16 protein-coding genes and 1 tRNA gene are annotated in these 17,932 nt (G+C 60.3%); 5 read left to right on the top strand and 12 right to left on the bottom strand.

What is annotated here, in order from left to right; genetic code table 11:
- Nucleotides 1-141: 141 nt before the first annotated feature.
- The 4 genes from ATO10_RS16100 to rlmB form a co-directional block, all read right to left on the bottom strand.
- Nucleotides 142-1,179 (bottom strand): calcium-binding protein, encoded by a 1,038-nt coding sequence (locus ATO10_RS16100; protein ID WP_051598179.1) that lies wholly within the window; start codon nucleotides 1,177-1,179, stop codon nucleotides 142-144.
- 76 nt (nucleotides 1,180-1,255) lie between these two features.
- Nucleotides 1,256-1,693, bottom strand: a complete 438-nt coding sequence (locus tag ATO10_RS14870) for a CoA-binding protein (protein WP_051598178.1) — start codon at nucleotides 1,691-1,693, stop codon at nucleotides 1,256-1,258.
- Between the two features lie 180 nt (nucleotides 1,694-1,873).
- Nucleotides 1,874-2,152 (bottom strand): hypothetical protein, encoded by a 279-nt coding sequence (locus tag ATO10_RS14865; protein WP_035253104.1) that lies wholly within the window; start codon nucleotides 2,150-2,152, stop codon nucleotides 1,874-1,876.
- A gap of 3 nt (nucleotides 2,153-2,155) precedes the next feature.
- Nucleotides 2,156-2,932 (bottom strand): 23S rRNA (guanosine(2251)-2'-O)-methyltransferase RlmB, encoded by a 777-nt coding sequence (rlmB, locus tag ATO10_RS14860; protein ID WP_035253101.1) that lies wholly within the window; start codon nucleotides 2,930-2,932, stop codon nucleotides 2,156-2,158.
- A 131-nt stretch (nucleotides 2,933-3,063) separates the two neighbouring features.
- Between rlmB and ATO10_RS16445 the strand changes: the two genes are divergently transcribed.
- A tRNA-Tyr gene (locus ATO10_RS16445) sits at nucleotides 3,064-3,147 on the top strand.
- An 18-nt stretch (nucleotides 3,148-3,165) separates the two neighbouring features.
- Here the strand turns inward: ATO10_RS16445 and ATO10_RS14855 are convergent.
- Nucleotides 3,166-3,582, bottom strand: a complete 417-nt coding sequence (locus ATO10_RS14855) for a hypothetical protein (RefSeq protein WP_035253099.1) — start codon at nucleotides 3,580-3,582, stop codon at nucleotides 3,166-3,168.
- 92 nt (nucleotides 3,583-3,674) lie between these two features.
- Here ATO10_RS14855 and ATO10_RS14850 point away from each other — a divergent pair, with 92 nt between their 5' ends.
- Nucleotides 3,675-4,679 (top strand): hypothetical protein, encoded by a 1,005-nt coding sequence (locus ATO10_RS14850; protein WP_035253097.1) that lies wholly within the window; start codon nucleotides 3,675-3,677, stop codon nucleotides 4,677-4,679.
- Between the two features lie 72 nt (nucleotides 4,680-4,751).
- Nucleotides 4,752-6,044 (top strand): O-acetylhomoserine aminocarboxypropyltransferase/cysteine synthase family protein, encoded by a 1,293-nt coding sequence (locus ATO10_RS14845; RefSeq protein ID WP_035253094.1) that lies wholly within the window; start codon nucleotides 4,752-4,754, stop codon nucleotides 6,042-6,044.
- A gap of 138 nt (nucleotides 6,045-6,182) precedes the next feature.
- Here ATO10_RS14845 and ATO10_RS14840 read toward each other — a convergent pair whose 3' ends face one another.
- On the bottom strand, nucleotides 6,183-7,394 hold the full coding sequence (locus ATO10_RS14840; RefSeq protein ID WP_035253093.1) for a GTP-binding protein: 1,212 nt from the start codon (nucleotides 7,392-7,394) through the stop codon (nucleotides 6,183-6,185).
- 160 nt (nucleotides 7,395-7,554) lie between these two features.
- Nucleotides 7,555-8,250: an SIMPL domain-containing protein gene (locus ATO10_RS14835; protein WP_035253091.1), complete on the bottom strand. Its 696-nt coding sequence runs from the start codon at nucleotides 8,248-8,250 to the stop codon at nucleotides 7,555-7,557.
- Between the two features lie 157 nt (nucleotides 8,251-8,407).
- On the opposite strand from ATO10_RS14835, the gene ATO10_RS14830 reads away from it, so the two are divergent.
- Together ATO10_RS14830 and ATO10_RS14825 are read left to right on the top strand one after the other, a co-directional pair.
- Nucleotides 8,408-10,936 (top strand): hypothetical protein, encoded by a 2,529-nt coding sequence (locus ATO10_RS14830; RefSeq protein ID WP_035253087.1) that lies wholly within the window; start codon nucleotides 8,408-8,410, stop codon nucleotides 10,934-10,936.
- A 133-nt stretch (nucleotides 10,937-11,069) separates the two neighbouring features.
- Entirely contained in the window at nucleotides 11,070-12,974 is a 1,905-nt protein-coding gene (locus ATO10_RS14825) for a monovalent cation:proton antiporter-2 (CPA2) family protein (protein ID WP_035253085.1), read from the top strand.
- Nucleotides 12,975-13,106: 132 nt separating this feature from the next.
- Here ATO10_RS14825 and ATO10_RS14820 read toward each other — a convergent pair whose 3' ends face one another.
- The 5 genes from ATO10_RS14820 to ATO10_RS14800 form a co-directional block, all read right to left on the bottom strand.
- Complete coding sequence (locus ATO10_RS14820) at nucleotides 13,107-13,622, bottom strand: CarD family transcriptional regulator (RefSeq protein ID WP_035253081.1); 516 nt, start codon at nucleotides 13,620-13,622, stop codon at nucleotides 13,107-13,109.
- Between the two features lie 293 nt (nucleotides 13,623-13,915).
- Nucleotides 13,916-14,254, bottom strand: coding sequence for a ferredoxin FdxA (fdxA, locus tag ATO10_RS14815; RefSeq protein WP_035253080.1), 339 nt, complete (start codon nucleotides 14,252-14,254; stop codon nucleotides 13,916-13,918).
- 49 nt (nucleotides 14,255-14,303) lie between these two features.
- Complete coding sequence (locus ATO10_RS14810; RefSeq protein WP_035253077.1) at nucleotides 14,304-14,678, bottom strand: RNA-binding S4 domain-containing protein; 375 nt, start codon at nucleotides 14,676-14,678, stop codon at nucleotides 14,304-14,306.
- Nucleotides 14,679-17,408: a helicase-related protein gene (locus ATO10_RS14805; protein ID WP_035253076.1), complete on the bottom strand. Its 2,730-nt coding sequence runs from the start codon at nucleotides 17,406-17,408 to the stop codon at nucleotides 14,679-14,681. It abuts the gene before it with no gap.
- Nucleotides 17,409-17,433: 25 nt separating this feature from the next.
- Nucleotides 17,434-17,928 (bottom strand): tetratricopeptide repeat protein, encoded by a 495-nt coding sequence (locus tag ATO10_RS14800; RefSeq protein ID WP_238323519.1) that lies wholly within the window; start codon nucleotides 17,926-17,928, stop codon nucleotides 17,434-17,436.
- Nucleotides 17,929-17,932 lie beyond the last annotated feature (4 nt).

Genomic DNA, 17,932 nt, shown 5'->3' with positions numbered 1-17,932 from the left:
AGGCAGTGCGTGCACTCTAAACCGAACATTCAACCAAAAGGAAGGGCGAACTCACTGCAGTCCAAATTGCTTTAGGTTGAAGTTCGTTGCGAGAAGTAGAGAGGCAATTCCGAGGAGGCGTCGCGCAAGGGCTGAGACCCTTTAAAACACGAAGTCGCCGCTTTCCAGCTCGCTTAACTCATAGCCCAGCAACCAGATCAGGTTGCCTGCGCCATCGCTGATCACCACGTGATCGCCCAGCTCGAACATGTGGTTGGCGGTCAGGTCGTTGTAATCCGTGATCGCGCTGACGTCGCTCAGCACTACGACATCGCCGGTCGAGGACGCGTCAAAGTCCAAAATCACATCGGTGCCCCAGTCATCTTCAAAGATGAACAGATCCGTGCCGCCCTGCCCTTGCAGAATGTCCGTGCCCGCGCCACCGGTGATCAGATCGCGCCCGTCGCCGCCGATGATGATGTCATTTCCGGTTTCGCCCGTCAGCGTGTCACCGCCCGCGCCGCCCAAAAGCAGATCGCGGCCCGCACCACCGTTGACAGTATCGTCCCCCGCGCCGCCGATCAGTTGATCATTGCCACCTGCGCCGTTGATCGTGTCATCTTCGGCCCCGCCGATCAGGGTGTTCGATCCGTCATCCCCCTGCAGCACGTCGCTGGGCAGCAAGTCCTCGGGGCTTTCGCCGGTGTCAAACGGCATCGGATAGCCGGTGAACAGCGCCAGATATTCCTCAACCGGGGTGCCGTTGCCATCGGTCAGGTTCAAGGTTCCCCCTGATTCAAGCCAATCCTGCATCGCGCCGATCCCTACCAGATGCGCCCCGGCAATGATCGCGCTGGCGGTGATATAGACGCCGTCCATGGTTTGCCCAAGATAGTCATCCAGCCCAAAGGCTGTGACATAGCCCCACAACAGTTCAAACCAAGCATCCGCCGCCGCATCCTGCACCGTCGGAGACGCCAGAAATTCGGCCGTTGAATCAATGCCCCACTTGCCGGTCCAACCGCCGGAATAGTTGTTGTCATAGGCGTTGCCGTCGTGGTTCACGAAGCCAAGGTCAATCAACGCAGCCTCGCCGAACTGATAGGCGCCCAGATAGCCTGCGGCGCTGACGACGCTGTAATTGCCACTGGATTCACGCTGTTTCAGCGCCTCGCGGAAGTCTTCGTATGTGTTGCTCATTGCCCTGCCTCGGCCCAATCCACCTCGAAACAATCAAGATTTTAGCGGGCAATTAGGGCGAAATTGCGGACAATTTTCAGGAGATCGCCCCAAACAGACGGGGATATTCGATCTTGGGGCAACGGTTCATCACAACATCCACCCCAGCAGCGCGGGCGGATTGCGCGGCCCCTTGGTGCTCCACGCCCAGCTGCATCCAGATCGTGCGCAGATCAGGCAGATGGGTCAGAGCCTGATCGACGATCGGTGGCACGTGTTCGGAGCGGCGAAACAGATCGATCATATCGACCCCGGCCTCGGGGGGGATCGCAGCCAGATCGGGAAGGATCACCTCGCCAAGGGCGGATTTCCCCGCATGGCCCGGATTGATCGGGACGATACGTTTGCCAAGGTCTTGCAAATACCGGGCAACGTAATGGGAAGGACGCGCAGGATTCAGCGAAAATCCCACCACAGCCACGCAGCGGGTCCGGTTGAAAATATCACGCAACAGGGCATCAATGTGATCAGTCATGGGGCCTTGGTCGCACAAAAAAGCGCCCGAGCCAATCAGGCCGGGCGCCAGTCACGGAACGAGGGACAGTGAAGCACAGCGCGGTGTTCCGTACGCGCCTGCTGCTGTGGAGATAAGTATGAAACTCTCTTCTTCCAGAGCATGTAATAAGAATGTGAACAGGCGGTTAATGGCCGAATCCTAGTCGAAAATGTCTTCGATCTCGTCCCAAAGCTCGTCCAACAGGTTCTGAATCGGCGATCTTTTCTTCTTTTTCTTCTTAGACTTAACCGGCAAGCGCGGGTTGTGCTGCACGGGCTTTTCAGGCTTGGGTTTGGGCGCGGCTTTCAGCGCCTTGAGGTCGTGCAGCTGCGCACCGCAGGCGGTGCAGGTCAGCTCGTGCAGCACATCCCCGCGCAGAACGAACGCGGCGCGCGTGCCGCAGTAAGAACAGGTCGCGATTCGGGGCTGGTGAGGCATAGGTCAGGTCCGGGTGGCGGCAAACAGCGCCACAGCAGACGCGTTTGATACATTTAGGGAGCCAAACTCGGCCGCAAAAGGGATCTTGACCAGATGATCGCAGGTTTCTCGGGTGCGTTCGCGCAAACCCGGGCCTTCGGCACCCAGAACCAGCCCTACGGGCACATCTTTGAGGTCAGCCAGACGGGTTTCGATTTCATCCTCGGCCTCACCCGCCAGACCCAACAGAACATAGCCCATCTCGCGCAGTTCACCCATCGCATCGGCCAGATTGCGCACCCGAACATAGGGCTGACGCTCCAACGCGCCCGAAGCAGTTTTCGCCAGCGCCCCGGTTTCAGGTGCCGAGTAACGCGACGGCGCGATGACTGCACGCGCCCCGAACACCTCGGCCGAGCGCAGAATGGCACCGACGTTGTGCGGATCGGTCACCCGATCCAGCAAAATCACCCGCGGCGCGTCTTTGCCGGGCTTGCACAAATCGCGCAGCTTGCCCCAATCCAGCGGTTTGACCTCAAGCGCGGCACCTTGGTGGACAGAGCCAGAATCAATCGGGGCTGCGAATTTGCGGGGGTCGGAAATCTCAGGCTCCATCCCGCTTTCGGCAATCGCATCGGCCAGTTTGTCATAGGCGTTTTTGGTCACCACAAGGCGCAAACGCTCACGCATCGGATTCATCAGCGCATCGCGCACCGCATGCAGGCCAAACAGCCACACGGTCTGCGCCGCCGAAGCCCGTTTCGCCCGTTCTTTTTCCACAACCCAAGTCGGCTTTTTCATGGCGCACGCCCTTTTTTGACAGAGGCCGGACCATGCAGGGAAGACGCCGCAGGTTCAAGGGATTTTCGTCTTGACGCGCCCCGGCGGCGCAGGTATCCACCCGCTACTTCGACGGTTCAACCGTCAGAGATGGGCGACAGGCCGCAAGGTGTGGCAGGGGACTGTAACTCCCTCGCGGAGACGCACGCCTGGTTCGATTCCAGGGTCGCCCACCATCTCTCCTTTTTCGAAGATCACTGAATTTGCACCGCCCCCCGGGCGAAGCTTTCGGTGATGGATGTGCCATCGTCATAGGTCAGCGTCACGGAGACATCTTCGACGGACCCCAGCGGGAAAGCCACATAGGGCAACAGGCCCGTGTCCATTTTCAGCGCGTTGGGCGCGCCTTCTTCCGCATGGCACGGTTCGGTCGCTAACTGCGTCGCATCCCCACCGTTCACCGCGTAGGAAATGCTGTCCAACCCGCAACGCCAGCTAAGAATTTGGGTGAAATAGAGCAAGTCCTGCCCGTCATATTCACGCACGGCGATCCAGTTGGACTTGGTCATCTCCAGGATCGGTTTGACCTCGGCGGCGGTGGTGAAGTTTTGCGCCAGCGCAGGTGTGGTCAGCAAAGCCACGCATGTGGCGGAAATTAAGGCATTCTTCATGGGTCCCCTCCCGTAATTGAGGCGCCGTAAGGGCTTACGAGATGGCCCATTACGGCGTATAGTTTCGGCAAAACAAACCGAGCAGGTTCATCATGGCCAATCAGGGCGACAAACACCAAGCGTTTAATATCGTGATCATCGGGCAAAACGGGCGCCTTCAGTACGAAGCGTTGCTGTTTGCGGCCTCGCTCAGGCATTCAGACCCCGACTTTGCCGGACGCCTGTTCGTGGCCGAACCCCAACCCGGCGACCGCTGGAACAGCGACCCGCGTATGAGCAATCAGGAATGCCGCGCCGCGCTTGAACGCCTGAAGGTGGAAATCCTGCCCTTTGAGAGCCATCACTTTGGCTCGGACTACCCGTATGGCAACAAGATCGAGGCCCTGCGTGCCCTGCCCGAGGGCGAGCCGTTCGTGTTCTTTGACACCGACACGCTGATCACCGGGCCCGTTTCAGAAATACCGTTCGATTTTGACCGGCCCTCGGCCAGCATGCGGCGCGAAGGCACCTGGCCCAAGCTGGAACTTTACGGGCCCGGCTATGGCGACATCTGGAAGTCGCTCTATGACAAGTTCGGGCTGGATTTTGAAAGCACCCTGGATCTGGACCAGCCCGATGAGTATTGGCAGCGGTACATGTATTTCAATGCCGGGTGGTTCTTTTACAAATGCCCCCGTGAGTTTGGCCAGCGGTTTGAGGAATACGCGCTGGCGATCCGCGATGACCCGCCCGAAGTGGCCGCGGTACAGGAATTCGACCCGTGGCTGGATCAGGTCGCTTTGCCCTTGGTGATTGCCTCGTTTGGCGGCGGACGTCCGGGGCCGGAACTGGCGGGATTGGACGGTGATGTGACCTGCCATTGGCGGCTGATGCCCTTGTTGTTCGCGCGCGAAAGCGATCACGTGGTCAACACGCTGAAAGAGGTGGCCGCGCCGAACTGGATCAAGAAGGTTCTGAAGAACTATGAGCCATTCAAACGGATGATCTTTCAGAACAAGGGGCAGAAAGTGCGCGACATGTTTGATCGCGACGATCTGCCCAAGCGCGAACAGGCGATCCGCAACAAGATTAAGAAAGCCAATCTGTGGATGCGCTAACCCTGTTATTTGAGAATTGAGAAGTCACAGGTCTTGGCCTACGCTCCCGGGCATAAATAAGGGAGAGAATTCATGACCGACGCCCCCGAGTACGGCTTCGATACCAAACAAATTCACGCCGGTGCGGCGCCTGATCCGGCCACCGGTGCGCGCCAGACACCGATCTATCAGTCCACCGCCTTTGTGTTTCGCGATTCCGAACACGCCGCGAAACTGTTCAACCTTGAAGAGGTTGGATACATCTATTCGCGCCTGACCAACCCCACCGTATCCGCGTTGCAGGACCGAATCTGCGCGCTTGAGGGGGGCGCGGGCGCTGTTTGCTGTTCATCCGGCCATGCCGCACAGATCATGGCGCTGTTCCCGCTGATGGGTCCGGGGTGCAATGTGGTAGCCTCGACCCGGCTTTATGGTGGGACCGTCACGCAGCTGAGCCAGACCATCAAACGCTTTGGCTGGTCGGCCAAGTTCGTCGATTTTGACGATCTGGACGCGGTGAAAGCGGCGATTGATGACGACACCCGCGCGGTGTTCTGCGAATCCGTCGCCAACCCCGGTGGGTACGTGACCGACATCCCGGCCATCGCCGCCATTTCGGACGCAGCGCAGGTGCCGCTGATTGTCGATAATACCTCGGCCACGCCGTACCTGTGCCGCCCGATCGAAATGGGCGCGACGCTGGTTGTGCATTCGACCACCAAATACCTGACCGGCAACGGCACCGTCACCGGCGGCGTCGTGGTGGACAGCGGCAAGTTTGACTGGATGGCGACCGACAAATTCCCGTCGCTCAGCCAACCCGAACCCGCCTATCACGGGCTGGTCTTTGGCGAGGCTTTGGGCCCGATGGCCTTTACCTTCCACTCCATCGCCGTGGGCCTGCGCGATCTGGGCATGACGATGAACCCGCAGGGCGCCCATTACACGCTGATGGGGATCGAAACCCTGAGCCTGCGCATGGAGAAGCACGTGGCCAACGCGCAAAAGGTCGCCGCATGGTTAGAAAACGATCCGCGCGTAGACTACGTCACCTACGCTGGCCTGCCCTCGTCGCCTTATTACGAGCGGGGCAAAAAGATTTGCCCCAAAGGCACCGGTGGCCTGTTCACCGTGGCGCTGAAATCGGGCTACGACGGCTGCGTCAAATTCGTGGACGCTGTTCAGTTGTTCAGCCATGTCGCCAATCTGGGGGATGCGCGTTCGCTGGTGATCCACTCGGCCTCGACCACACACCGGCAGCTGACATCCGAGCAACAAGAGGCCGCCGGGGCCAGCCCGAACGTGGTGCGTATTTCGATCGGGATCGAAGATGCTGACGATCTGATTGCCGATCTGGATCAGGCTTTGGCTGCTGCAAGCGCCTGAACACAATGAAACGACGACGCCCCGCAATCGCTTGCGGGGCGTTTCTTTAGAATACGGCTTCTGGATCGTCCACCGGGGCCAGCACCAGAACGCGTCGCGCTTGAACCGTGCGATCTGTGTATAAATGTAGAACTTTGTTCATGCCGCCTCCTCGGCCCGGCGCCACGCCGGGAACGGGTCGACATAATCAGGCAGGTTGTCCGGCCCCTGCGCCGCCACTGCGGGCACAAGGCACTTGTCCAGTCGCGCCTGAAGCGTCGGCCAGTCGATCCCGGCGCCGATGAACACGATCTCTTGGCGGCGATCACCCCATGGCTCTTGCCAATGGGCCTGCATATAGGCCCGGGCGCTGTCGTGATCGGGGCGGCGATCTTCGGGGACCGCGGCCCACCATGTGCCCAACGGTTTGATGCTGGACAACGCCCCTGCCAACGAAAATTCCGCCACCCAATCAGGGCGCGTCGAAATCCAGAAATGCCCTTTGGCGCGGATGACACCGGGCAGCTCGCCATTCAAAACGTCCAGAATGCGTTCAGGCACAAAGGGCAGGCGGGCACGATAGACAAAGGACCCAACGCCGTATTCTTCGGTCTCGGGCACGTGGTCTTTGAAGCCATACAGCTCTTTGGCCCACATCGGGTGCTCATGCGCCTGTTCAAAGTCAAACAGGCCGGTGTCCAGAATTTTGTCGGCGGCGACGTCTGATTGGTTGGTCTCGATGATCTCGGCATCGGCGTTCAGGCTGCGGATGATCTTGCGGGCGGCATCGACCTTTTGCGCCCCGGCATCGGCAACCTTGTTCAGGATCACCACATCAGCAAATTCGATCTGGTCGGTCAAAAGGTGGACCAGCGTGCGCTCGTCCTCTTCGCCCATGGTTTCGCCGCGATCGCGCAGGAAATCATGCGATGAAAAGTCCTTTGTCAGGTTCACCGCATCCACAACGGTCACCATCGTATCCAGCCGGGATACGTCAGACAGGCTTTCACCAAACTCGTCACGGAAATCAAAGGTCGCGGCCACAGGAAGCGGTTCAGAAATCCCGGTGGATTCGATCAGCAGATAGTCGAACCGCCCTTCAGCCGCCAGGCGGCGCACCTCGTCCAGCAGATCATCACGCAGGGTGCAGCAGATGCAGCCGTTCGACATTTCAACTAGTGTTTCATCTGTGCGGCTGAGTTCCGTATCCGCGCGAACAAGATCGGCGTCGATGTTCACTTCGGACATATCATTCACGATAACCGCGACGCGACGCCCCTCGCGGTTGTTCAAAACACGGTTAAGAAGCGTGGTTTTCCCGGCGCCAAGGAAGCCGGAGAGAACCGTGACGGGCAGGCGTGTATCATTCATTTGGTTGCAATTCCTCAATGGCAGTTCACCGCCTGCGTGCGTCTGACCCTAGACCCAGATCATCGCGCAGGCGATTCTAGAGGTGTTACGTTATAACATAACGTTTCTACGATCAATGCAACCATGCCCCGCCCCACGTTTGGGGGGGGGGCACATGGGTTTAAGGGTCTATGGCAAACACCATCGTGACCTGGGCACTGACCGACACTTCTCCGCCCTCAACCGGGACGTCAGCCGACATGCGGGCGGCCTCCATCATCATGACGGGCTGTGGGGCGGTGCGACCGGTTTCCGAGATCGACAGGATCGGGCCAAGGGTCACACCAGCAGCCTCGGCATAAAGCTGGGCTTTTCGCATGGCCTCGGCCACGGCAGCGCGCCGGGCGTCATCTTGTGCCGGTTCGGGTTCTTGCAGTCCAAAGCTGAGGCCCCGAAACTGGTTCGCGCCCAACTGCACCACCTGATCCAACACGCCACCCAGCACGTCCAGATCGCGCACCCGCACCATCAGCGTGTTCGACGCGGTGAAACCTTCGATCTCGGGGGCCTCACCCGCCTTATAGGGGCGGTTCTTCCAGCGAGGATTTAGGCTCAGATCGCGGGTCTGCATATCAGCGCCGTCGATTCCCGCAGCTTTGAGCGCATCAATAATCTTGGCGGTGCTGGCAGAGGTTTCCGCCATCGCCTGCGCCGCCGTGGGTTTGAACGACACCACCCCCAATGTAATCGTGGCCATGTCAGGCGCGGCAGCTATTTCACCGGTACCGGTCAGGGTCAGACTGGCGGGGGGCGGGGTTTGGGCCAAGGCAGGGCAGGTCAGACCCAAAACAAGCACCAGAACACTCAGAATACGCATAGGGCTCTCCTTTATTTGCGATAAGCTTTGACTGTTTGACGCGCCGCGCAAGGTTTTCCTTTGCATTGGCGGGTTTAGTCGGCAATATCTCGCTGCAATGCGACCCCGGACAGCCCGGGGATGCATCGTCAACCCGGGCTACTGTAAACCAACTGCTATGAAACCTCGTTTTGCCCTCAACCTTTCGCATGATGGCATTGGCCTGATGCATCGGGCCAAGGGCAAATGGCATGTGGTGGGCGAAGTCGCGCTGGACAGCGCCGATCTGAACGGTGATCTGGCGGCATTGCGGGATACCGCGGCGGGGCTGGAACCAGACGCGCTGCACAGCAAGCTGATCCTGCCTGACAGTCAAATTCTGTATTTCGAAACCGAGGTAGACAATGGCACCCGCGCGACGCGTGCCAAGCAGGTGGAAGAGGCTTTGGACGGGCGCACGCCTTATGCGCTGAACGAACTGGTCTTTGATTTCAAAGTGAACGACGGCGTTGCGCAGGTTGCCGCCGTGGCCCGCGAAACTTTGGACGAGGCCGAGGCTTTTGCCACCGAACACGGGTTCAACCCCGTCAGCTTTGTGGCCGCGCCGCAGGAAGGGCAGTTCCCGGGGGAGCCCTATTTCGGCGAAACCCTTGCCGCCTCTGACTTGCTGGCGAATGGCGAAAGCGTGAACCGTGATCGCAATCCGGTTTTGTTAAGCGCGCAGGATGCACCGGCGGATGCCGAAGCCGAGCCAGAGTCTGAACAGCAACAAGATTTCGATTTTGAGCCCGAGTTCGACCCCGCGCCTTTTGGCGAGACCGAGTTTGAAACACCCGAGCCAGCCCCAGAGGCTGAGGCTGAGGCTGAGGCTGAGGCTGAGGAAGAAACGGTCTCCGAACCACCTCGGCCAGCGCAAATGTCTCCGCTGCCCCCGCCCGAGCTGCGCCCCAGCTTTTCAACCCGGCGGAACACCAACCAAGCGCCCAAACCGGTGCCCAGCCCCGAGGCCCCGGCCCGGCTGACCCTTGGCGCGGCCACTGGCGGCGTGTCACGTCCGCTGCCCGGCACGGGTGTCACAGCCGATCAAACGCCCGAAGCCGCCCCCGCAGCGCGGTTGGTCGCCAAGAAAGAATCGGCTGCGACCAAAGACACCAAGGCGGATACGCCAGCTGTATCGCCTGCCCCGGCCAGCCCAACCCGCAAAAAGCCCGTGCTGCCCAAGCCGTCGCTGCCAAAGGTGACGATGCCTAAGGTGGCGGTTCCCAAAGTGGCCGTACCCAATATCAAGGCCGCCAAAGAGGCGGCTGCAAAGCTCCCCAAACCCAAGCTGCCAAAATCCCGCAAGGCAACCACACCAAAACCGACCGCGCCGCCCCCGGCGCCAAAACCCGCCCCGCTGCCGCGCGTCACCGCGCTGGCCAGCACCACAACGCCGGATCACGGCGCGGACGAAGCTGATGCACTGACGGTGTTTGGCGCGCGTAAGGCGCAGGCTGAACCACGCGGGCCACGGTATTTGGGGCTGATGCTGACGGTTGCCTTGGTTCTGGTTATGGCGGCGGTGGCGCTTTGGTCTGCCCTGTTCATGACGCGCGAAGTGGCCCTTCTGCCCGAAGATCAGCCCGACACCCCGGCACCGATTATCGCGGCCCTGCCCCCGGAAGACTCATCGTCGCCCGCTGAAATCGCACCTGCATCGGAACCAGAACTGCCCCCGCTTGCCCCGCTGACCCAACAGGACGCCGAAGCCATCTTCGCGGAAACAGGCGCTTGGGTTTTGCCGCCACAGGCACCGGTCGCCCCAAAGGCGGATGGGCTGGATGACCTCTATATCGCGGCGATTGATCCGACGATCCGCGGTGAAGACGCCGTCGCGCTGCCTCCGGCGGATTCGTTGAACACCGATCAGCCGCGTGATCCGGAACCCGCCCCGCCGCTTTTGGGCCAGCGGTTTGATCTGGACGCACGCGGGCTGGTGCGCCCCAGCCCCGAAGGCACGCTAACCCCAGAGGGCCACAAGGTGTTTGGCGGTCCTCCGCCCGTCACGCCGCCCGCACGCCCGCAAACAGACGCCGCACTCACCCCCGAAGCGCCGACGCCCGAGGCCAGCGCCGAACAGGCCCGGTTGGCGGCCTTTAAACCGCGCCCGCGCCCCATCGATCTGGGTGAGCGTCAGGAACGCGCCGCCACCGGAGGGTTCAGCCGCGAGGAACTGGCCGCAATCAAACCGCGCCCGCGCCCTGAGCGCCCTGAGGCCCCGGCAGGCGCGACCGCCCCCGCAGACGCTGAAACCGCGCCCAGTGTCGCCGACGAAGACAATCCGATGGCCATGGCCAGCTCAATCCGGCCCAAAGCGCGGCCCACGGATTTCGCCAAAACTGTCGCGCGCGCGCAAGAACAGGCCAACGCAACGCCGGTGGCCGCCGTGCCTGCCGCGTCGCGGACCGCCCCGCCGATTCCGACCAGCGCCTCGGTTGCCAAACAGGCCACCTTTCAGAACGGCATCAACCTGCGCGATCTGAACCTGATCGGGGTGTATGGCGGTGCCGGGGACCGGCGCGCGCTTGTCCGTCTGTCTTCGGGTCGGTTCGTGAAGGTGAAAGTCGGGGACCGTCTGGACGGGGGCAAGGTCGCCTCCATCGGGGATGATTACCTGACCTATGTGAAAGGCGGCCGCAACCGCACGCTGGATATGCCTGACAGCTAGGCTATCGCATAAAATTTCCGCGCTTAATCGCCGCAAATGACCTTGGGGCAATTGGCAAAGCCGCGCCGGGGCGACATGATCATGTCACACGTAACGCGCACAAAGCCGCCAATACCAAGGCCATAAAGACCCCATGGAAAGTTTCCTGCTGATCGCCACAATTTATCTGACCGCTGCAGTGGTCGCGGTCCCTCTTGCGTCGCGTTTGGGGTTGGGATCGGTGCTGGGCTATCTCTTGGCGGGCATCGTGATCGGGCCGGTGCTGGGGCTGGTGGGCTCTGAAACCAAAGACCTGCAACATTTCGCCGAGTTCGGTGTCGTCATGATGCTGTTCCTGATCGGGCTTGAGATGGACCCGCGCGCCTTGTGGGACATGCGCCACAGGCTGTTAGGCATGGGTGGCTTACAGATCGTGCTGACCACCGGAGTGGTCATGGCCGGGGCCTGGTACTTCGGGCTGGTCTGGCAAACCGCACTGGCCGTTGGGCTGATTCTGGCGCTGTCTTCGACCGCGATCGTTATGCAAACCCTGACGGAAAAAGGGCTGGCCCCCACCGAGGGAGGGCGGGCGACGTTTTCGGTATTGTTGACGCAAGACATTGCCGTCATCCCGATGCTCGCCTTGCTGCCCCTGCTGGCGGTCGCGCAGCCTTTGACCTTTGCCCCGGATGGTTCGATATCTCGCCATGGTGACGGCCATGGGGATGCCGGGCACGGCGCGGCGATGTCAATCGTCGCCGACATGCCGGCATGGGGGGTGACACTGGCCACGCTGGGGGCGGTTGCCTTTGTGATCCTGATTGGGCGCTACCTGTCGCGCCCCTTGTTCCTGATGATCCACGGCACCCGCCTGCGCGAAATGTTCACCGTCGTCGCCTTGCTGATTGTGGTCGGCATTGCCGTCCTGATGATCACGGTCGGTCTGTCGCCCGCCCTAGGGACCTTTCTGGCGGGGGTGGTCCTGGCCAACTCGGAATTCCGGCACGAACTGGAAAGCAATATTGAACCCTTCAAGGGCCTGCTATTGGGCCTGTTCTTCATGACTGTCGGCGCAGGGATCAACTTCAACCTTCTGTTCGCCAACCCGGTCAACATCATGGGTCTGGCCCTGTGCCTGATGGTGGCGAAGGGGCTGATCCTGTACCTGATCGCCACGCTTTTCAAACTGCGCCGAGACCATCGCTGGCTGTTCACGCTGGCCCTGGCACAGGCCGGTGAGTTTGGCTTTGTTCTGGTCAGCTTTGCGCTGCAAACCAATGTGCTGGAGCACACGCTCAGCCAGAACCTGCTGCTGATCATCGCCATGTCGATGCTGATGACCCCGCTGTTCTTTATCCTGCACGATTTCCTGGCCCGCAAACTTGCCGAAACCCAACAGCCCGGCACGCAACCCGAGCCTGATCAAATCGACGAACAGCACTCGGTGATCATCGCAGGTGTGGGGCGTTTCGGGCAGGTTGTGAACCGGATGCTGCAAATGTCAGGCTACCGGGCGACGGTTCTGGATCACGACCTAAACACGATCCGGTTGATGCGCAAATTCGGGTTTAAGGGCTTTTATGGCGATCCTACCCGCCCCGAACTGTTGCACGCTGCCGGCCTGTCCTCGGCAAAAGTCGTGGTGGTGGCACTGGACGACATGGAGAAAACCACCCAGCTGGTAAGATATATTCGGCGCGAGCGCGAAGATATCTCCATTGTGGTGCGGGCACGCGACAGGGTGCATGTTTATGAACTCTACCGCGCCGGGGCCGATCACATTGTCCGCGAGATGTTCGACAGCTCGCTGCGGGCCGGGCGATATGTGCTCGAAGATCTCGGCCTGACCGATTTCGAAGCCAATGAAATGGAAACCGAGTTCTACAAATACGACCGCTACTCGCTGCGCGAACTGGCTGACCTGTGGAAACCCGGTGTTCCACTGGAAGAAAACGCCGCATATCTGACGCGTGCGCGCCAACTGAACAAAGAACTCGAAACCGCGCTGGTGACCCAAGATGAAGGCGGCACTGCGCCCACCGGCGACAGCGCTGGTTAAACACCACCGCTGCGACCCCACCCGCCCGAGGCGCCCCGCGCCGAGATATCTCTTGCGCGCAAAGCGCGCACCATTTGACAACAAAAAAGGCCGCGCTCAAGCGCGGCCTTTCTAACTCTCTGTGGGGGCCAATCAGGCCGCGGCGGCGCGTGAAATCAGCACTTCTCCGACCTGCGCCTGGGCACTGCCCTCGTCCATACCGCCCACGGCGGCAATCTCACGGGTCAGACGTTCCAGAGCCGCTTCATAAAGCTGACGCTCCGAATAGCTCTGCTCGCGCTGATCATCCGTGCGGTGCAGGTCACGTACCACTTCGGCAATCGCGATCAGATCACCCGAGTTGATCTTCTGTTCGTATTCCTGCGCCCGACGCGACCACATGGCGCGTTTTACTTTGGCCTTGCCCTTCAGGGTGGTCATCGCCTTGGACACAACATCGGGCGAGCTGAGCGAACGCATACCGATCTCGGTCGCCTTATTCGTCGGCACCCGCAGGGTCATCTTGTCTTTTTCAAACGAGATCACGAAAAGCTCCAGCTCAAGCCCCGCAATTTCTTGCTGTTCGATTGATACGATCTGGCCAACGCCATGGGCCGGATACACAACATAATCGTTGGGACGGAACTCGGATTTCTTGGTCTTGCTCATTCAGTGGCTTCCTCTCATCCCCAAACTTCATCCCAGTGACACCGACAGCCCCGAAAACACGAAGTTTCAGGTTGAACTGCCCTTTGGCGCTGGAAAACCACCGCGCAGGCGAGCCGCGCTGCGTGTGGTGGGTCAGGTATTCAGTTAAGTTCGTTACATTAATGTAGCAAAAAATACGGGCTTTTTAAAGCGCCGCACCGCCGCAATGCGGTTAAATTCATGTATTTATTGAATAAATTGCGCACAATAGCCAAGCGCAGACGCTGCTCTGCAGCGCCAACAGGCCGAATCGCTTAGCCGCCTTCGCCCGGAGCAGGATCAAAGATTTTTTCAAGCTTGTCCGGTGCGCCGTCGTTTTCATCGGCGTCAGGCAGCGGATCTTTCTTCGATACGATGACCGGCCACAACTCGGCGTATTTACGGTTGAACTCGACCCATTTCTCCATGTCCGGCTCAGTGTCCGGGCGGATCGCATCTGCGGGGCATTCGGGTTCACACACGCCGCAGTCGATGCATTCGTCAGGGTGAATCACCAGCGTGTTCGTCCCCTCATAAAAGCAATCGACCGGGCATACTTCGACACAGTCGGTGTATTTGCAACCAATGCAGTTATCAGTGACGATGTAGGTCATGCGGGCTGTCCATTCTTAATCAAGGGTCTAGCTAGACCAGCTAAAAGCATCATTCAAGCGGCCCTGATTTAAAAAGTTGAATCTGTCGCCGTTCTTTCTTGTCCGGGCGACCTTTACCCTCATATCGCGGCGATCGTGGAACGCTGTCCTTGATCGGCGTCAAATCATCATAGAGCTGTTGTGCCTCGGGCGCTGGCCCGCGCCGTTCACCCGGCGCAACGACCCGCACCACCCGAATGTCGCGCCCCTGCGCGAAGGTCAGCGTGTCGCCCACACCAACCTTATGCGCGGGCTTGCCAACCTTGGTGCCATTCACCCGTACATGCCCGCCGGACACGGTCTTGGCGCTGAGGGTGCGGGTCTTGAAGAACCGCGCGTGCCAAAGCCACTTGTCCAGACGAATCTGTGCAGGCGAGTCGCTCAATTAGGTCTTATCCCGCAAGCCCATCAGCGCCGCCGCGAACGGGTTGTCCGGGTCGATAGGCTTTTCTTTCTTGGGCGGGCGTGCCTGATAGGTCTTGCCACCCCCCTGCGGTTTGCCTTTGCCCTTGGGGCCGCCTTTGCCGCGTGGTTTGCCACGGCCTTGCCCTTGATTGCGATCATTGCGCGGCTTGCCACCGCCCCCCTGACGGCGCGGGGCCCAGGTAAAGGTATAGAACACCTCGGCTTCAGGCTCGGCGGGCTCGGAAGCCTCGGCCTCGGTAGCCGGAGCCTCAGCGGCGGGGGCTTCTTCAGTCGGGGCCTCTTCGGCCGCTTCAGCAGTCGCCTCAGGCGCAGCTTTGACCTTGGCGCGTTCGCCTTTTTCGGCCTTATAGCCCAGACCGCCCATCAGATCGGCGAACTGCTCCAGCGTCATGCCGGTGATCGACAGCATGTCGGGGTTGGCCTCAAAGCCGCCACGGCTGTCCTGCGCGCGCAGCAGATCAGCCAGACGCTCCAGCATATCGATACGGATGGCGCGCGCACCTGCCCGGCGATATCCGGACAAGGTGTAATAGCCATCGGGTACATCCACGACCGGAATGGTCACCAGGCCCGGCGGCGGGCTTTCGGGGAATTCGTCCAGCTTGTTGAACAGGGACCACAGAACCAGACGCAGACGCGTTGGCGCCGGTTTCAGCAACAGGGGCATGAAGATGGTGAACTGACCAAAACGGATACCATGCTTGCGCAGCGCACCACGGGCGTCCTGATCCAGATCTTTGACCTCGGTGGCGATTTGGTCGCGCGGGATGATGCCCAGCGCTTCGATCATGCGGAAGGCAAAACCGCGTTGCAGGCCGCTCAGCGCCTCGTCGCGCTGCATGTTCAGCAGTGGTTCAAACAGCGTGGCCACCTTACGGTCGATGAAATGCTGCAAGCGGCGGGTGACTTTTTCAGCCACGTCGGTGCCGGCCTCTTCGTCAACAAAGGCTTCGACCTGCGGCTTCATCACCTCGGCGCCAACAACCAGCTTGCCCACGGCATGCTCGCCCCACATCAATCCACCTTGTTCGGTGAAATCCAATTCAGTGTCGGGCGCGTTGTAAAAACGATCCGCACGCAGATGGAATTCAGGCTTGAGCGCCGCCAAGGACGCCTGTCGCAGGGTTTTTGCCTCGTCCGGGGTCGCGCTTTTGTCCTGCGAGAACCGGAAACCTTCCAGACGGCCGACGAATTCGCCCTCAACCGTCACTTCACCCTTATCGTTCACCTCGGCCACAAGGCCCTCCTTCTGCTTCAACCGCCGCAACAATACAGACGTGCGCCGGTCAACAAATCGTTTTGTCAGCGCCCCGTGCAATGCATCTGACAGGCGGTCTTCTACAGCGCGGGTCGCCTCGCGCCAATGCAATTCGTCGTCAACCCAACCTTTGCGTTGGGCGACATAAGTCCATGTGCGGATATAGGCCAGACGTTTCGACAACATGTCAATGTCGCCTTCCGTCCTATCGATCCGCTTGATCTGACGTGCCAGCCAGTCTTCGGGCACGCTGCCGCCATCATGCAGGAAACCGTGCATACGTTCCAAGAGACTTACGTGCTCACCGGCGGAAATCCCCCGAAAGTCGGGAATACGACACACATCCCACAGGCGTTTGACATCCGGCCCGCCATGCACGCGGTCCCGAATATCCGGGTTCTCGGCCAAAAGACGCAGCGCATGCAGATCGTCGGCTTCGCGCGCTTTGGTCAGCCATTCGTCCTGCGTGCCTTCCTCAAGCGACGCGATCAGCCGATCAATACTGCCATAGGCCAGATCCGAGTTACGCCAGTTAAGCTTGCGGATCGGGGTGAACCGGTGGCTGACAATGGCCTCGGCCAGATCTTCATCCAACGGCGGCGCTTCGCCTGTCACTCCAAAGGTGCCATCGCGCATGTGCCGTCCGGCGCGCCCGGCGATCTGGGCCAGTTCGTTGGGCGCCAGATAGCGCATACGACGGCCATCGAACTTGCTGAGGCCCGAAAAGGCGACATGGTGGATATCAAGGTTCAGGCCCATCCCGATGGCATCGGTGGCGACCAGATAGTCGACCTCGCCGTTTTGATACATTGCCACCTGCGCATTGCGGGTGCGTGGGCTGAGCGCCCCCATGACAACTGCGCAGCCGCCCTTTTGGCGGCGGATCAGCTCGGCGATGGCATAGACATTATCAACCGAGAACCCAACGATCGCCGCGCGCGGCGGCATGCGCGAAATTTTCTTGGACCCGGCATAAGTCAGTTGCGAGAACCGCTCGCGTCGCATGAACTGGGCGCGCGGTTCAAGCGCGGCAATCGCGCTGCGCATCGTGTCCGAGCCAAGAAACAGCGTTTCATGCAATCCCCGCGCATGCAGCAGCCGGTCGGTAAACACGTGCCCGCGTTCGGGGTCAGCACAGAGCTGAATCTCGTCAATGGCCAGAAAATCTGCGCCATTGTCTTGCGGCATCGCCTCGACGGTGCAAACCCAATACTGCGCACGCGGCGGGATGATGCGTTCTTCGCCGGTGAGCAACGCCACAACCGACGGCCCGCGCAGGGCAACAATGCGGTCATAGACCTCGCGCGCCAAAAGGCGCAGCGGCAGGCCGATAACCCCGGTGCGATGCGCCAGCATCCGTTCGATGGCGTAATGGGTCTTGCCGGTGTTCGTCGGTCCCAAGACCGCCGTCACCTGCCCGCGCTGTTGCATGGAATTGCCTTCGTGTCCGTCTGGCCTAAAGATCGATACCTTCGACCTGCTCTTCAAGCCGCTCTATGGCGCTTTTTAGATCGGGATCATGCGGATGTATAGCAGCCGCAGCGCGATAGGCCGCCAGGGCCCGGTCGGCATCCTGGGACTGTTCCAAAATTGCGCCAAGGCCGGTCAACGCGCCAAAATGATCGGGATTCAGGGATAGAACCGTGCCGATGTCATGGGTCGCCGGCCCATAGAGACCAAGATTGAAATAGGCCGTCGCGCGCATGTTATAGCCTTCCGCGAAATCAGGGGCGTGATCGACCAGCGCGCTGAAATGCTCCAGCGCCTGTCCAAAGTCGCCCTCTTCCATTGCCGTGCGCCCGCGCTGCAGTAACAGATCCATGGACGGCGACCCGGACTTGGACCATTCGGTCCAGATCGCGTCTTCAACCATCTGCCAATTGGGCAGTTCCGGCTTGGCCAGTTGGTCCAGCAAGTCCTGAACGGTGGACGTGTCGGCCCAAATCGGCATAGCT

The organism is Actibacterium atlanticum, from assembly GCF_000671395.1.
Lineage (GTDB): Bacteria > Pseudomonadota > Alphaproteobacteria > Rhodobacterales > Rhodobacteraceae > Actibacterium_D > Actibacterium_D atlanticum.
Note: the sequence above shows the minus strand (reverse complement) of the source record. Positions and strands in the feature narration are given on the sequence as shown.

Bases quoted from the DNA above. Each gene is read 5' to 3' on its own strand.
- ATO10_RS14850 (WP_035253097.1), top strand. From the start codon at position 3,675: ATGGCCAATCAGGGCGACAAACACCAAGCGTTTAATATCGTGATCATC.
- ATO10_RS14800 (WP_238323519.1), bottom strand. From the start codon at position 17,928: ATGCCGATTTGGGCCGACACGTCCACCGTTCAGGACTTGCTGGACCAA.
- ATO10_RS14805 (WP_035253076.1), bottom strand. From the start codon at position 17,408: ATGCAACAGCGCGGGCAGGTGACGGCGGTCTTGGGACCGACGAACACC.
- rlmB (WP_035253101.1), bottom strand. From the start codon at position 2,932: ATGAAAAAGCCGACTTGGGTTGTGGAAAAAGAACGGGCGAAACGGGCT.
- ATO10_RS14865 (WP_035253104.1), bottom strand. From the start codon at position 2,152: ATGCCTCACCAGCCCCGAATCGCGACCTGTTCTTACTGCGGCACGCGC.
- ATO10_RS16100 (WP_051598179.1), bottom strand. From the start codon at position 1,179: ATGAGCAACACATACGAAGACTTCCGCGAGGCGCTGAAACAGCGTGAA.
- ATO10_RS14870 (WP_051598178.1), bottom strand. From the start codon at position 1,693: ATGACTGATCACATTGATGCCCTGTTGCGTGATATTTTCAACCGGACC.
- ATO10_RS14845 (WP_035253094.1), top strand. From the start codon at position 4,752: ATGACCGACGCCCCCGAGTACGGCTTCGATACCAAACAAATTCACGCC.
- ATO10_RS14855 (WP_035253099.1), bottom strand. From the start codon at position 3,582: ATGAAGAATGCCTTAATTTCCGCCACATGCGTGGCTTTGCTGACCACA.
- fdxA (WP_035253080.1), bottom strand. From the start codon at position 14,254: ATGACCTACATCGTCACTGATAACTGCATTGGTTGCAAATACACCGAC.
- ATO10_RS14830 (WP_035253087.1), top strand. From the start codon at position 8,408: ATGAAACCTCGTTTTGCCCTCAACCTTTCGCATGATGGCATTGGCCTG.
- ATO10_RS14820 (WP_035253081.1), bottom strand. From the start codon at position 13,622: ATGAGCAAGACCAAGAAATCCGAGTTCCGTCCCAACGATTATGTTGTG.
- ATO10_RS14825 (WP_035253085.1), top strand. From the start codon at position 11,070: ATGGAAAGTTTCCTGCTGATCGCCACAATTTATCTGACCGCTGCAGTG.
- ATO10_RS14835 (WP_035253091.1), bottom strand. From the start codon at position 8,250: ATGCGTATTCTGAGTGTTCTGGTGCTTGTTTTGGGTCTGACCTGCCCT.
- ATO10_RS14840 (WP_035253093.1), bottom strand. From the start codon at position 7,394: ATGAATGATACACGCCTGCCCGTCACGGTTCTCTCCGGCTTCCTTGGC.